Raw genomic sequence first — 14559 nt, forward strand, 5'->3', positions numbered from 1 at the left:
GGGAGGTGAACCGGGGTCCGAACAATCTGCACCGGGTCCTACGCGGGGTGAACCGTCGGTGCCATCATCGGCGCCGAAGGCCCGGCGGGAGGAACCGGAGGGAGGCGGCTGTATGGCAGCGAACACCGGGGCGACATTCCTGCGGATCATGCTGGGAGCCGAACTCATACGGCTCAGAGACAAGGCCGGACTGTCGGGCGAGCAGGCGGCGAAGGCGGCGCGCTGTGCGGCGTCAACGATCACCAACCTGGAGAAGGGCACCACCGGCTTCCGCCGCATCGCCCAGTTCACCGACCTCCTCACCGCGTACGGCGTCGACTTCGAGGGCCAGGAACTGCTGCTCGACTGGTACAAGAACGCCAAGGGCGACGACTGGTGGACACCGAACACCTCGGTGCTTCCCTCCGGGATGCCTGTCTACCTCGGGCTCGAATCGGGAGCGAGGATCTTGCGCCCGTGGTGCCCCAACGTCGTCTACGGGCTGCTGCAGACCGAGTCGTACGCCCGCGCGCTGATGGAATCGGCGAAGGGCGCCGACGAGACCACCACCGACTTCATCGACGGCTCGGTAGCAGTCCGCGCGAACCGGAAGAAACTCATCACAGAAGCCGGCGCCGAACTGTTCTGCCTGATGGACGAGTCCGCGCTGCGCAACGTCGTCGGAGACGCCGACACCATGCGGGGCCAGTACCGGGAGATCGCCGAGCTGGCGAAGCTCCCCAACGTGACCGTGCGGATCATCCCGTTCTCCGCCCCGGCCTACCGGGTGACCTCGGGAGGCTTCACGGTCCTCGACTTCGACCGCAAGGACCTTCCCGGACCGGTCGTGTCCATGAGCACCGTCACCGGAACCATGCAGGTCGTCTCGAAACCGCGGGTCGTCAAGCAGTTCGCCCGCCGCATCGACTTCCTCGCCGGCGGCGCCCTGCCCGACCACGAGACCCCCGCTCTACTGGAACGATACGCACGAGAGGTCTGATCACCATTAACACGCACACCGACACCGGCCGCCCGTACGGCGAGTGGTTCAAGTCCTCATACAGCAGCGAACAGGGCACCGACTGCGTCGAAGCGTGCCCCCAGCCCGACGCCGTCCATATCCGCGACTCCAAGCGGAACGCGGAAACCGGCCCGGTCCTCACCTTCCCCCTGACAGCCTGGGCCGCGTTCACCCAGCAGATCGCCGGTCGCCCCTCGGCGTAGGAGAGGCGCCCCGCTTCACCGACCGCAATCGTCATCAGCCCGGCCGGACCCCGGCCGGGCCTGATACCCACCCGGGATGGCCGCTCCAGCCTGAACCCGCCAGCACCGGGCTGCTACCCGCTCCCCGGTTAGTGCCTGACGCTGTCGGGGATCTTGGAAGCCGGTGTGGCGGATCAGGTTGAGCGCTGTACCCGAGTGGTGCGTTCGTCCTGGTCAGATTGCTTCTCGATGCGGCGGCCGACGGCCGGGGAGCTTCATTCGGGCCTGGTGACCGTTGGGCGAACGGAACGTTCGTGGTTGGAGATGGCTATCCCCCGGCCCAGGTCCTGGCGCGTCGCCACCCACCCCGCAGGCTGAAGTGATCGTTCTGAAGGTGGCGGTCACCACCTTCACCCGGACCCCTGCGAACTCTGCCTACGCGGCCAGCTTCACACTGCCACGGACGCCCCGAACAACGCGGCCATACGCAACAACTCTCTGCCAGACCAGGACCTTCCAAGATCCCCGACAGCGTCAGGCAGCCGCGTCGCGTTGGGCTTCTCCCTGGTCCGCGGGATGCGACGGATGTGACGTGTGGTCACTACAGGGCCTAAAGGTCGGCTTTGGCGCTTCGGGCTGTTTGGCGCTGCTACGCGACCTTTTGGTGTGGTAGCTTCCACATCGATCTTCAGATTTTCTTTACAAAGAAGGAGCATTCGGCGTGAAGCTCTCGCGCAAGTTCGCGGTTGGTCTCATGGCTGCCTCACTCGCTGGTGGCACCTTGGTCCTCAACGCGCCATCGGCTGGCGCTGCCCCGAAGGTGAAGTGCACGAAGAACATCAAGAACACCTGGGGCGCAGGGACCTGTTCCAACTACGGTCCTGGTTCCGTCAAGGTGCGGCACGTCTTTGACTGCTCCTGGCAGGCCGACCTGCGGTCGGGGTGGACAGGGGTCGGCGCGGGGTTGTGGGTGAAGAACTGGGCTGAGTGCCGGTTTTCGATGCGTGACATATCCGCGCAGCTGTCGTAAGTAGGAGTGTCAGTTCCCTTGTCACACGAACCGCAGCCTGTCGAGGTCCAGAGCCTGGTCCAGGGCTACCCCGGTCGCCCCGTGCTGAACGGCCTCGACCTGACCGCAGGCACCGGTGTCCTTGGACTCCTGGGCCCCAATGGGGCAGGTAAGACCACGCTGTTGAAGACCCTGGCTTCCACACTGCCGCCGCGCTCCGGAAGCGTCCGGCTCCTGGGCCAGGATGTATCTGACCGCCACGGTCTGCGGGTGGCTCGCCGGCAGCTGGGCTATTTGCCGCAGGAGTTCGGCTACTTCCCCTCGTTCAGTGTGCTTGATTTCGTTCGCTACTGTGCATGGCTGCGTGAGGTGCCGGCGCGACTGGCCCGTGATGCGGCGGTGCAGGCGGTGGAGAGGGTCGGGCTCGCCGCTGTACGGGACCGGAAGCTCAAACACCTGTCCGGAGGCATGGTGCAGCGTTGCGGGATCGCTCAGGCCATCGTGGCCGACCCCGCTCTGCTCATCTTCGACGAACCCACCGTCGGTCTGGACCCGCAGCAGCGTCTGGACTTCAGGGAACTACTGCACGACCTTGGCCAGAGCGCAACGATCATCTTCAGTACCCATCTGGTGGAAGACATCGCTGCCGTAGCCGATACCGTCACGGTGCTGTCAGGCGGCACCGCCCTTTACACCGGGACACCGGAGGAACTCGGCGGCCTCGGCCGCCCGGATTCGAGAGGCGACTCCTGCCTCGAACGCGGCTACATGGAGCTGCTGACCGGGGCGGCGGCATGCTGAGCACGCTGCGGATCGAGCTGCGCCGGGCCCCTGCCCGCTGGTGGGTACCCGTGATGGTGGCCGTCGGTGTCGTATGGCTGTTCGCCCGCTCGGGCGACTGGTCCAAGGTCTGGCCGCAGGCTGCTGCCGCAGCTCAAGCCACCACTGTCTTCCTGGCCCCCATGGCAGCGGCAGCAGCCGCCATAGGGACAGGCCGCAGACACCAGCCAGGATTCTCAGAGCTGACCGCTCACGCACCTCAACCGTTCTGGTACCAGCACCTGACGCAGCTCATGGCATCGCTCATCTACGCCGTCAGCGCGTTCCTCGCCGTGACAGGAATGGCACTGTCAGCGCCCTTGAGCGCGGGAGTACCCGCCGGGCAACTATGGGGCAGTTACGTCATTCTCGGCACGATCACGATGGTGGCGGGCACGGCGCTGGGCCACTGGGCCGGCCTGCTCCTGGCGGGACCAGCAGCCCCGGCTGTGTCCGCAGTAGCCATCTTCATCGTCTTGGGAGTGATCCCGAGCGACAGTCCCTACAACTTCACCGTCATCTCCGGTTCGCCCGAATTCCGGCTCAACCCCAGCGCGCTAGCCATCCGGGCCGTCATCGCAGGCGCACTGGTGCTGATTGCCGTCAGCTGGCCCCGCACCCGCGTGCGCTGGGGCTACCTGGCCGTCGCTCCCTCTCTCGGGATCACTGCCGCCGTGCTCGCCACGACGGCCATGGGGCCGGTCGGATTTCCCCAGATCACCCGGCCCCCCGGGCAGTCCCCCCTGTGCTCCACCACGAGTCCCCAAGTGTGTCTGTGGCCGGAGAACCGGGCCTATCTCGCCCAGACCGCACAGACGGCGCAGAAAGTGGCGGCAGCAGCAGACGGCGTCCTCACCCTGCCCACCCGCTTCTACGAATCCGGCCTCCGCCACACCCCCGAGGGACAACCGCCCGGCTTCAGCCTGCGCGCCGGCACGTACGGGATCGTCGGTGACATGGTCAACGAGATGCTGCCACGCCCGCCGGCCTGCGACCGCGCCTTCACCGACCAGCAAATCTCCCAGTACGCCACCGCCCACGAGAACCTCTCTACCTGGCTGTTCACCCGTGCCACCGGCAAGCAGGCGACCTTGGACGACACATCTGAGGAGATCGTGCGGGTTCTCAAGCAGCCCGAGCCAGAACAGACCGCCTGGGCACGGGCGCAGGTCACGGCTCTGAAGGGCATGAAGTGCCCCGTGTGAGCAGGCCCTGGGGCACCGGGGCCTACCTACGGGCCCGCAGCACCCCCCGGCTGCTGGCCGGGCTGCTGGTCCTGGAAACCCTCACCCTGCTGAGCGGGAACACCCCGCTGCGCTTCCCCACCTGGAGCGGCGTGTCCGCTCCCGTCTCCGTCGCCGTCGTCATCCCCGTTCTGTACTCGGTCTGGACAGCAACTTGTTTGCACAGCAGCATGCAGGACCTGGAACACCATGCTGCTCGTCCCCTGCGCTACTGGGAACTGGGGCAGGCAACGGGGGTCTGGCTACTCACCATGCTGCTGCTGGGCACCATCGTCGCCGCAATCTCCACCCCGGACTTCGTAACGATCGCCCTCCGAAACACCTGCCTCTGGTTCGGGGTCGCTTTGCTCTCCGCACGCGCCCTGGGCACCCACCGCGCCTGGCTCATACCTCTCGCAGGTTCTCTGATTGTCCTGGCTTTCGGCTGGGACCCGGCAGCACATCCCCACCGCTGGGCTGTTGTGCTCCATCCCGCCGGCAGCACCTGGGCACTGGCCTGCTCGGGTCTGTTCATCACAGTCGGTCTGGCCGCCACTGCGGCCACCGGGCGCCACCGCACATAACGCCCGTCAATGGCCGCGAGTTCACCCCCGGTGACGGACGGCTGAACCCATGCACTGGCGGACACGAGAGTTCCCCACGGACTCCCCGCGGACAGCGGATTTCCCCGCCTGGTCCACGAAGGCCGTCAGTATGCCCGGCGAAACCCCAGATGAGCGGGCCTGTACGAGGCAACGTTCGAGGCCAGAGGCAAAAGAACAAGCTTAGGGCCGAGCGGGCGGGGCTACTGCTGAGCCTCGCGCCCTGGGCAGAGCGATGCCCAGGGCTTGAGCAGCCTGCCCCGGGCGCAGCGTCCACGGCACAGGGCTCGTATCCGTCAGCCACTCGTTCGACAGCAGTCGCTGCACGATGAAGCCGCGCACTGAGCGGCACACGTCCCAGCCCACTGAGCACAACTGATTGTAGGAGGGGCCGTGGCCGTGCTCGGCCCGGAAGTCCACAGTGAACTCGGCTGCCTGTGGGCCGCGGTCAGGGTGTGCCTCCTTCCACTCGCCGCAAGCGTTCTTGATCCACTTGGAGAAGAACTGAGGGCGAACCCGCTCCATGAATGCCGATGCAACCTGCCCCGGTTCGAGTGCGCACACGGCGCAGAACTCGACAGTCTCGACGTGCCGTCGCAGCGCAGGGGTTGCCGCTCTCTTCCACTCCGCCCAGGCGGCAGCGTCGAACCGAACCTCCGGCCTCGCGGGAAGCCCGCCCTTACCTTCGGCCTTCGCGGGCTCCGCCGCCTGTTCCTCTTCATCGGGGCGGCGCATGCCCGACAAGTGGCGTACTGCGGGGTCGAGTCGGCAACGGTCCTCGGACAGCTCCGCAAGGAAGCCCCTCCGCCGGAGATCGGGCAGGGCGGCCCGGCAGGCTTCGGGAAGGTCCGGCGGAATCTGCCCCTGGAGCTTGGCCGTGCTATGCGCGGCGAGGAACAAGCCGGCTAGCCGGGCGGCGGGCGGGAGCTTCTTGACCGGTTTGGCGGACAAGGCCCGTGTGGTCCATCCCGACACCCGCGAGCGCACGTTCTTCCCGAAGGGAAGGGGGTGGTCAGCCTCCCGGGCCAGGTCAGGGACCGTGACTGGTACCGGCGTTGCCGGATCATCGCCGTCGAAGAGCGCGTCGTCCACCTGCCAGCCCAGGGCGCGGAGGGCATCGACGCCGCCGCGTGCGGCCCGGATAGCCACCACCACGGCGACAAGCTGGGAGTCGGGGCCGGGAAGACCCAGCGAAGCCACGTAGCTCAGCAACGCACGGGCGGCTTCGCCTTGTTGGGAAGACAGGAGGAACGGCAGCTGCTGAGGCTGTCCGGCGGGATCAGCGCTCACATTGATGGAGCTCGATGCAGTCGTCGACACGACACGTCCAACGCACACCGAAGACCGGAGTCACCGCCCATGCACCGTCTGGAGCAGACGGCTACTGAGAGAACCTGCCTTACTTGCCAGAACAGCTTGTAGCAGATCTACCTGCACCTTCGCTTGACAGCACTAGATAACGAGGGTGGTCGACGACCTTCTTCGACGCGGTCAGGCTGTGCCCGGCATCCCAGACCTCGGCGGCGATCTGCGCGTGGACGGCATCAGCGGACCGCCGCCAGCGGCCTTGGCGGGGGCTGAGGAATCCGGGCCGGGTAGCACGGCCGCCACCATCGCATCGACCGCCGCGGCGTCGCCGGACGGCGGCCGCGCGCTCACGCCAGTTCTGCGTCAGCACCTCGGGGCCCGGCCTCTCTCTTGCCTCGGCGCTGCGGGCAGCGGACTTCTGCTGGGCGCGGGTCGCAGCGGCGTCGACCGGGTCGATGACGGCTCATAACAGAGTGTCCTGGTCGGAGTCGAGGAGGTCCTGGACGGCCCGTGGACGGCTCAGCTGAACCACCCTTGGGGTTGCAATGACCGCAGCGGGGAAACGTGCGTGCCCGCTATGCCAGAGGGCCTGGATCCGTCGTCGGATCCAGGCCCTCGCGCATCTGGCGGGTTCAGCTGGCGTACCGCGTCAACGCAGCTGGCGTCCCATCTTTGCCGACTGACGGTTGTGCCCCTTGGTGTCCCACCACTCTTCGAGCAGGGCGTGGACCAGGTGCACGAGTTGCTTCAGCCGTTCAGGATCGGGCTGGGGTGAGGTGAGCACGTCGGTGAAGGACTTGTCGTCCCAGGGGAGAGTGAACTCCCAGTCTTCTTCCGGGTGCCGTTGCCGCACGACAGTGATCCAGTACGTGAAGGTGACGCTGCGGTTGGCGTGGTGATGAACAGTCAGGTTCGTGACCTCAAACCTGACTTGCCCGTTGCCAGAGGTGAACGAGCGAGCCAGAGCTCGCTCTGCCGGCGTCTGTTCCACCACGCGAACCATCCCCCTTCGCCTCACCTATCGATGAATGAACTCCACGCGCACGGGAGCGTTAACACTTGCTGGCACTGGCCAAGCTCGTGACGTTGTACGCAGTGAGAACATCATTTTGCCCGCCAGGGGTTCCGATGATGGTGCGGTACCGTTCCCTGGGCGGGCATTGATTGGTGAAGATGGAAAATCCAAGGGCATCGAGCCTCCGCGCAGGCCGAGCCCCGCCGAAGGCGGGCCGATGGGCCTGATGGCCGCACTTGAAGCGAGCGCCCAGGCCGCGCAGTCGCGGCGGGCCGACCACCATGAAGGAGACCGGCAGGCGGCACAGAGAAGACCACCGGGCGAGCCGCCCGAGGACCCGCCGACGTAGAGTCGAACGTGTGAACGAATCTTCTCCGCTGCCTGACGGCGTGGAGCGGTTGAGAGTGATCGCGACCTACCTCCGGCTGGAGCTGGAGCGCGTTCACCGCCGCCTCGCACAGGCCGAACAGCGGGAGCAGGCACAGGAGGCTGCCCGTCAGGCGGCCGCGCGCGCTGCGTCGCCGCCGGCCTGGACGGTCCAGGTGACCCTGGGCGCCGATCCGCGCCCGGTGGCCATCCATCACGGCCAGTGCACCATCGGACAGCCCCGGGTGCGGCCGATAACCCGCCGCGCGGCCATCGAGGCGCTGACCGCCGGGGTGGAAGCGTGCGCGCTGTGCCGCCCAGAGCGTGAGCTCCAGACCGACTGAGGCCGAGATCCAGGCGTCGGATGGCCACGCTCAGCAGCCGGCTGCGTCGGCCTGGCGGGTCAGGGCCTGTCGGCGGGGGCGGCGGAGGGATCCGCGACCGCGTCATCGACGACGGACTGCGGCACGCTCTGCGGCGGCTGACCTTGCTTGATGTGATCGATGACGGGGGCGATGGCGTCATAACATGCGCCGCGCCATCGGCTCGTTATCGCCGGGGCGCTGGCCATTCATGTCGATACCGCCGTGGGCGTCGTAGTCGAGCTTGCGGAGGTACTCCACCAGCTGCGGGCCGGTGAGCGTGATCTGGATCAGGCCGCGTTTGCCTTGATCGCCGCCGAGCTTGACCTGCTTGACCTTGTCAAACTTCTCGTCGTTCCTTCCATCGAGGCCGCTTTTGCGGGTGCGGTCCCACATGTCCTTGGTGCATGTGACCTTGAACTGAGCCAGGCCGGCGGCCTTGTCCAGACGGTTTTGCTGCTCGGGCGGAGAATCGGCGCCGCAGCCCGATGCACACAGGGCGGCAAGCACGATGGCGGCCAAGGCGGCCGTCGCGCGACGAGGGGTTCATGGAATTCGACACGACCGAATCCTGGGCGACCACACCAGCCGGGCGGTGGCGTTTCGCTCTTCCTCGGCCGGATCCGCCTGTCGCTTGGCCTGTGCCGTATCGCTCGATCGTGTCTGACGCCAACGACCCCCGCCCCGCTGAACTGGGCAGTCCCGCGATCCTCCCCATCACCGTCCAGCGCGCGTGGTGTCGCGCCGGCGCCGGGCAGCTCCACGACCGCCACTGGTGCGGTACGCCTGCCGCACAGCCGATGCGGCCCTCACCGCCCACCTGGCCCGCTGGAACTCGGGCGGTCGTCGCCGTCCAGGTGAGCCATCGCGAAGACGTGCTCGTCCGGGTGCCAGGCCAGCCGTGCCATCGTCCACGCGGTACGGGCGTCCATGCCCGGCCCGAAGTCGGCCGCCAGGCGGCGGGCCTGCCAGGTCGTGCGCGGGGCGAGCAGCCAGCGGGTGAGCGAGAACCGCACCCGGCCGGTGCCGGCCTCCGCGTCGGGACGCCGTTGTGGTTCTCGACCCGGGGCGCTCGAAGATGTGTCGGCCACGCCCACGACACTCGGGTGTGGCCGACCGGCATGGGGGCGATCGGCCGATCACCACCGCATCGGGTGGCCAGCAATCGCACGCTTCGGCGACATCCGTGCCAAGGGGCGAGCCGGCCACGGCTCAGTCGTCGGCGAACTCCGACTGAGCTGCGAGCCATTCACGCCGGACGTAGGCGCGCACCGCGTCCCGCTGGGCGTCGGTGCAGCCGGCCTCGAGGGCGGGCGGGAGATCGCCGGTCGTGCTGGTGCCGTGGCGCCGGTCGTGGCGCACGGCCTGGTCGGCCATGTCGGATGCGTCGGTGCGTAGCTCCACGCCCTGGGCCGGCGATTGTCCGGCCACCTCCTGGTAGGGCCGCGGGAGGTAGCTGCCCGGGCCGTGGCACAACGCGAGCGCGTCCAGGACGGCGGCCGTCTCCAGCAGATCGTCGCGGCACTCCAGCGCCACGCTTATCACGTGAGAGTCGGCCAGGTCCTGCCGGCCTGGAGTGGCCGGGACCTACGGCTGGCGCGAGACGCCGAAGGAGCCGACGGGCCCGGTCTTCGGCGTCCTGGTGGTGCGGGATGGCGTCCCCATAGCATCGGCCGCGCGGGACCGTCCTTGCGTGTGCGGGCCGTACATCTGGCCTGAGCGTGCACGGATAGCACAGCCAGCCGACCCGCGAGACCTGATTGGCCTGGACCTTCTCTCTCGTTAGTTCGAAGTGTCGATAGTAATTCGCCAACTCGACCATATGAACGTGGATTTCAAGTAGTTTTCCTCTCCTTCCTGCCCGGGTGATGCAGCCCGGTGCCGGGTTACCCAGGGGGAAAGGACCTTGCAGCGTGCCGAAGCAGATGGACGTCGGGCGAAGCTGGCGAACGCGGGCAAAGCACAAAATGTTGAATCAGCTGATCGGACAAGAGGTCGGCGCCAGTCGGTACCTGCCGAAGGCCCCGCACAGACTGGTCTGGTACGACCTCACCGCCGGGGACGCGGAAGTGCCGATGGGCGACGGGGAATGGCACCGCAGCTGCTCACCAGGAATCTTGGCCTACCACGCCTCGAAGTCCCCCATCCCTGTCGTGATCCTCCTCCACGAGATCAACCCGGACACGCACGTTCGACTTCTCGCCAATCTTGAAGAACACCTTCCCGACTTCGGCTTCACTCGAATGGGTGAACAACAGTGGGGGACAGAACGGGCCATCATCCGGGTCTTCAACAAGAGCGGTAGCGACGCCTCGATCGACATGCTCCGGCGATCCGACGCTGTGTTCCTGATCAACGACCCCAACGCCATCACCGAGTGGGCCATGCGCCCCACCTTCTCCCGCGAGATCAGCGCACGGAGCGTCTCCTACTTCCGCGGCTTCACCACCATGGGCTGCAACGCCAGCGGCCTGAAGCGCAGCAAGGGCACCCGCCGCGGACGCATCGAGCTGTTCGATCGGATCGCGGCGCTCCAGCACACGCTGCCGCGGTACCGGGACCTCTGCTTCGCTCCCATCATCCGCGACCGGGACCAGTGGGCCTACCTCGTCGAGACCTCGGACAAGTGGCGCCCGAAGACAGAAGACCTGATCCGCTCCGCGTTCAAGAAGTATCGCCGGGATGCCACGGTCACCTGGTACCGGAATGAAGAGGCCCGGTTCCGTGGTGAGATGCTCCGGCTCTTCCTGACCCAGGCGGAGCTCAAGGGCGTCCGCGGACAAGAGAAGCATTGGGTCAACGCGACCCTCGATGAACGCATCGAAATGATCAGCGCCTTCGAAGATGCGCCGGTCCCCCGGCCGCCCGAGCAGATGGGCATCTGGGCAATCGACGACGAGGAAACATCCGAATGAGCAAGCTCGGCCCTTTTGAAGTACACCCATTCGCAGACGTGTTCCCCCTCATTGAGGGCGATGAGTTCGACGACCTGGTCCGAGATGTCAAGGCCCACGGCCTGCGAGACAAGATCGTCCTCAATCATGACCGCACCGTCCTCGTCGACGGTCGCAACCGCTACCGCGCCTGCGACGCCGCCGACGTGGACGCAGATTTCGAAGTCCTCCCCAAGGACTTCTCGGAGTCTGCGATCTTGGACCTGATCGTCTCGAAGAACATCACCCGCCGTCAGCTCAGCGCCGGTCAGCGCGCTTTCCTCGCCCTCGAATACGAGAAGGCTTTCGAAGGCGAGGCGAAAGATGCGCAACGTGAGTCGGCGCGACGAGCCCGCAAACACGCAAACACGCAGGTAACGGACGGTCCGCTGATGCGGGCGGATCCGTCCGAATCAGCGGAGGAGTGCCGGCCACGACCGAAGGCCGCGCGGGCTGTCGGAGCGTCGCCTCGGGCGGTGCAGCGGGCGAAGGCGGTTCAGACCTACGCCCCCGAGCTGGTGGAGAAGGTCCGCTCCGGCGAAATGCCGCTCGACCTGGCCGACAAGGAGGCCCAGCAGCGCCGGCGGGCCATGCCGGAGAACGCACCGTCCGAAAAGCCCGGCAAGGTGATGCTGACGCTGCGCACCCATGACGGGGCGGAGGTCGCCTACGCCCGGCCCGAGGGGAAGCCGACGTTCAACAACACCAGCGACGGTGAGGGCATCTCCTGGGCCCAGTGGTCGTGGAACCCGGTCACTGGCTGTTTGCACGGGTGCGACTACTGCTATGCGCGCGAGATCACCCTGCGTTTCAAGCAAGTCAATCCGGCCGGATTCACGCCGCTCTTCCACCACGAGCGTCTCGCTGCTCCCGCCAACACGAAGGTCCCCGAGCAGCACCGCGATGACCCGTCGTGGCGTCGGGTCTTCGTCTGCAGCATGGCTGACCTCTACGGCCGCTGGGTGCCTGATGCCTGGATCTACGAAGTCCACGACGTCATGCACCACCACGCCGACTGGGACTACCTGCTCCTGACAAAGTTCCCCGCCCGCTACACCAAGCTCGACCTGCCGAAGACCGCCTGGGTCGGCACCAGCATCGACGAGCAAAAGCGCGTCCGGATCGCCGAGGACGCCTTCCGCAAAATCGAAGGCGTCAAGGTGAAGTGGCTGTCCATCGAACCCCTCAAGGAGCCGCTGGAGTTCAGCGATCTGTCGATGTTCGACTGGGTCGTCATCGGCGCGCAGACCGAGACCCGCCAAGAAGGCGGCGTCGTCCCGGCCTTCAGCCCCCCCTTCGAGTGGGTGGCCCGTCTAGTTGCCCAGGCTCGGGACGCCGGCTGCCGGGTCCACCTGAAGCCAAACCTGGTCAACGGGCACCCAGGGATGGCACTCCCCGACGAATACCCGGCCTGACCCCCGTAGGCGCCGCGGGAACGCGTCGCCTACGAGTTCGGCGAGAATCGATGGATGTTGAAGGGGGTGGTTGCTGTGGTCCGTCCATGGGTGCGGCGGAACTTTGGCGAGCAGCGGATGTGGGTCTGAATGCCGTATGAGGGAGGATCCAACCTTCGCTGGATCCTCGAAGAGCTGGGCGCTCGGATCCGCCCGGAGTGGAATAAACCAGCCCGACGATGGCAGGTCGCCCGGAAGCACCTGCGGGTGCTCGCTGGCGCACTCGCCGAACGGTTCGGCGAAGTCGATGTGTACCTGCAGTTCTCGGCAGCCGAACGGTGCGGCACTCGTTGTCAGCGGGCGCAGGGCGACGACTGCAGCTGCTCTTCATGGGAAAGCGTCACGGTGGTGCTGCCTACTGGCGTAACTGTCTCCTAGTGGGCGACACCACCCTCGTCAGCGGCGCCCGCCGCGAGCGCCACCTCCGCGTCCTGGCCCGCCCGCACGCGTCCCCCTGACCGGCCGGTGTCCGACACGCGCGAGGAGGTCCCTTGGGCAGCTTCGTGCCGACTGCCGGGGCTTCGGGGACGACGTCCAAGCGGCCGGTGCGCGTCGAACGCCACGGCCTGAACGCGGCCGGTGAGTTCGGGCGCGGCCACGGCGAGGATGGGGTCGAACTGGGCGAGGACGCTGCCGCTCACGGCCGGAGCGACCAAGCTGCGCTCGGTCATCATCGCGCCGACCGCGCTGCCGAGTCCGAGCGGCTCGCGCCCGTCCCGGCGTACGACAGCGGTGGTGCGCCGCTTGGGCTTCTTCGTCTGGGCGGCGCCGTTCTCCTTCAGGATCACCCGGCCGTGTCGATTCCTTCCGGGACAGCTCTCGGTCAAGGGTTGCGCAGCGCGATGGCGGAGCTGAGGAAGGTCGCGAATGTGCACCAGGCCACGTAGGGCAACAGGCTCGTGGCGGCGGGGCATCGATACGGTGCCCTGCTGCCTGACCTGGTCAGCTCGAGCCCGCCTCGAGGGGCTGCGGCTGATCCTCCGACTGCGGCCCGGTCTCAGGGAAGGCCCTCGCCGACATGCGGCGCAGCGCCAGGGTCTGCTGCTCGTTGGCCTCCTGGAGCGCCAGGTCGGCGGGACGGCCGGACCACGCCTTTCGGTGCGCAGCGAGTGCCTGGCGGAACCCGTCGGAGGGCTGGGCCAGCTGAGCCGGCCTGGGCGGCTCAGCCGGCTCGGCGGCGGCCGGGGCCTGCGTCGTGGTGGTGAGGGTCGGGAGGTTGCCGACGGGCAGGACCCGTACCCGCCGCACGGTGGTGGTGCCGGCCGCCTGGTTCGCGGCGGTGATGATGCGCGGGGTGATCAGCCGGGGCTGGGTGGCGTAGGCGGGTGAGGTGGGCTGCAGGTCCAGCTGTCCGGTCTCCGTGTGGAAGGCGACGGCGGCGATGTGGTGGGACAGCTGCGGGGCGATGGTGGCGGCGATGTCCGGCCAGCGGTCGAGGATGCGGCAGCGGCTGATGGCGGGCAGGCCCCAGGCCCGGTCCGCCATCAGCCGCTGAGCACCGCACTGAAGCCCTGCGGGTCGCGGCCGTCTCGGCCGCGCCGGCCGGCGGCTTCCCGGCGGCGGGCAAGGGGGGCTCTCGCCGCCACGCTTCTTCGCGCTCTCCCGCGCGGCGTGCAGGGCGACCCGGGCGAGGTCGACGCCGCACGGCTCCCCGCCGTCGGGGTGGTGGGCCGGTGGGGTCATCTCGGTCATCACTCCTACCGATGTCCGATGGTCATTAGCGTGCTGCGCGAGCCTGCGGCCAGCTGCCGGGCCAGGTGCAGCAGCGTGCGGCCGTAGAGCTGTTGGGCGGCTTCCGGTCCCATTGAGGCGACGGCGTCCTCGATCAGGTCAGTGTCGCCGAGCGCCAGGGGTGGCTGGCCTCTGCGCGGGAATGCGCCAGGAAGTGGGTGGATTATGTCGCTGAGAAGAAAGGTTCCGCAGTGACCACGCCCGCCCCCGCACCGTCCACCGTGAGGGTGTCCTGCCCGCGCAAGGACGTCGGACGGTGCGCGACTTGCCCCGGCAGCCCTGCCACCGTTACGGGCACGGCGGCAATCCGTTGTGCCCGACATGTCGCGCCGTAGTCGAAGCTCGGCGGGCTAAGACGTCAGCTTCGGTGTAGACGGTCCCGACGCCCCGGCAGCATGGCCGGCTGCCGCCAGTTGGACGATGAGGGCGCCCCGGCCTTCGCCGGGGCGCCCTCATCGTTTAGGCGAAGGCCAGTTCGCGGAAGGTGTTGCGGATGTCCGTCAGGGGCTGGCGGTCGCGGGTGTAGTAGAGCTTGTTGGTCAGCAGGATCGCCCA

The 14559-nt window shown here is 67.6% G+C and carries 16 protein-coding genes; 9 read left to right on the top strand and 7 right to left on the bottom strand.

Annotation, left to right across the window (positions count from 1 at the left end; all coding sequences use genetic code 11):
• The first annotated feature begins 112 nt into the window (after window positions 1-112).
• From IEY78_RS13595 to IEY78_RS13620, 6 genes are all read left to right on the top strand, one after another.
• Complete coding sequence (locus IEY78_RS13595; RefSeq protein ID WP_189097940.1) at window positions 113-979, top strand: helix-turn-helix domain-containing protein; 867 nt, start codon at window positions 113-115, stop codon at window positions 977-979.
• Between the two features lie 5 nt (window positions 980-984).
• Window positions 985-1203 carry a DUF397 domain-containing protein gene (locus IEY78_RS13600; RefSeq protein ID WP_189097970.1) on the top strand — a complete coding sequence of 73 codons (219 nt, stop codon included), beginning with the start codon at window positions 985-987 and terminating at the stop codon, window positions 1201-1203.
• Between the two features lie 700 nt (window positions 1204-1903).
• Window positions 1904-2212 carry a hypothetical protein gene (locus IEY78_RS13605; RefSeq protein WP_189097941.1) on the top strand — a complete coding sequence of 103 codons (309 nt, stop codon included), beginning with the start codon at window positions 1904-1906 and terminating at the stop codon, window positions 2210-2212.
• An 18-nt stretch (window positions 2213-2230) separates the two neighbouring features.
• The gene (locus IEY78_RS13610) at window positions 2231-2992 is read left to right on the top strand and encodes an ATP-binding cassette domain-containing protein (protein ID WP_229699918.1); all 762 of its coding nucleotides are present in this window, start codon (window positions 2231-2233) and stop codon (window positions 2990-2992) included.
• Window positions 2986-4215 carry a DUF7224 domain-containing protein gene (locus tag IEY78_RS13615; protein ID WP_189097942.1) on the top strand — a complete coding sequence of 410 codons (1230 nt, stop codon included), beginning with the start codon at window positions 2986-2988 and terminating at the stop codon, window positions 4213-4215. The genes IEY78_RS13610 and IEY78_RS13615 overlap by 7 nt, the downstream gene beginning before the upstream one ends.
• Entirely contained in the window at window positions 4212-4817 is a 606-nt protein-coding gene (locus IEY78_RS13620; protein WP_189097943.1) for a hypothetical protein, read from the top strand. Before IEY78_RS13615 ends, IEY78_RS13620 begins: the two co-directional genes overlap by 4 nt.
• Before the next feature lie 201 nt (window positions 4818-5018).
• Here IEY78_RS13620 and IEY78_RS13625 read toward each other — a convergent pair whose 3' ends face one another.
• Window positions 5019-6155, bottom strand: coding sequence for a hypothetical protein (locus IEY78_RS13625; RefSeq protein ID WP_229699919.1), 1137 nt, complete (start codon window positions 6153-6155; stop codon window positions 5019-5021).
• A 637-nt stretch (window positions 6156-6792) separates the two neighbouring features.
• Window positions 6793-7137, bottom strand: a complete 345-nt coding sequence (locus tag IEY78_RS13630) for a hypothetical protein (protein WP_189097944.1) — start codon at window positions 7135-7137, stop codon at window positions 6793-6795.
• A gap of 380 nt (window positions 7138-7517) precedes the next feature.
• Here IEY78_RS13630 and IEY78_RS13635 point away from each other — a divergent pair, with 380 nt between their 5' ends.
• Entirely contained in the window at window positions 7518-7868 is a 351-nt protein-coding gene (locus tag IEY78_RS13635) for a DUF6233 domain-containing protein (protein ID WP_189097945.1), read from the top strand.
• A 177-nt stretch (window positions 7869-8045) separates the two neighbouring features.
• Here the strand turns inward: IEY78_RS13635 and IEY78_RS13640 are convergent, their stop codons facing one another.
• The 3 genes from IEY78_RS13640 to IEY78_RS13650 all read right to left on the bottom strand — a co-directional run bounded on the left by IEY78_RS13640 (window position 8046) and on the right by IEY78_RS13650 (window position 9422).
• Entirely contained in the window at window positions 8046-8408 is a 363-nt protein-coding gene (locus tag IEY78_RS13640; RefSeq protein WP_189097946.1) for a hypothetical protein, read from the bottom strand.
• A 287-nt stretch (window positions 8409-8695) separates the two neighbouring features.
• A complete protein-coding gene (locus IEY78_RS13645; RefSeq protein WP_229699920.1) occupies window positions 8696-8977 on the bottom strand; it encodes a hypothetical protein in 282 nt (93 codons plus the stop codon).
• 121 nt (window positions 8978-9098) lie between these two features.
• Window positions 9099-9422 (bottom strand): hypothetical protein, encoded by a 324-nt coding sequence (locus IEY78_RS13650; protein WP_189097947.1) that lies wholly within the window; start codon window positions 9420-9422, stop codon window positions 9099-9101.
• Between the two features lie 377 nt (window positions 9423-9799).
• Here IEY78_RS13650 and IEY78_RS13655 point away from each other — a divergent pair, with 377 nt between their 5' ends.
• Window positions 9800-10801, top strand: coding sequence for a hypothetical protein (locus IEY78_RS13655; RefSeq protein ID WP_189097948.1), 1002 nt, complete (start codon window positions 9800-9802; stop codon window positions 10799-10801).
• Entirely contained in the window at window positions 10798-12234 is a 1437-nt protein-coding gene (locus IEY78_RS13660) for a DUF5131 family protein (RefSeq protein ID WP_189097949.1), read from the top strand. Before IEY78_RS13655 ends, IEY78_RS13660 begins: the two co-directional genes overlap by 4 nt.
• A gap of 413 nt (window positions 12235-12647) precedes the next feature.
• On the opposite strand, the gene IEY78_RS13665 is transcribed toward IEY78_RS13660, so the two are convergent.
• The gene (locus IEY78_RS13665; RefSeq protein ID WP_229699921.1) at window positions 12648-13061 is read right to left on the bottom strand and encodes a hypothetical protein; all 414 of its coding nucleotides are present in this window, start codon (window positions 13059-13061) and stop codon (window positions 12648-12650) included.
• A 154-nt stretch (window positions 13062-13215) separates the two neighbouring features.
• Window positions 13216-13965 carry a DciA family protein gene (locus IEY78_RS13670; RefSeq protein ID WP_189097950.1) on the bottom strand — a complete coding sequence of 250 codons (750 nt, stop codon included), beginning with the start codon at window positions 13963-13965 and terminating at the stop codon, window positions 13216-13218.
• Window positions 13966-14559: the final 594 nt, after the last annotated feature.

The organism is Streptomyces kronopolitis, from assembly GCF_014646275.1.
Lineage (GTDB): Bacteria > Actinomycetota > Actinomycetes > Streptomycetales > Streptomycetaceae > Streptomyces > Streptomyces kronopolitis.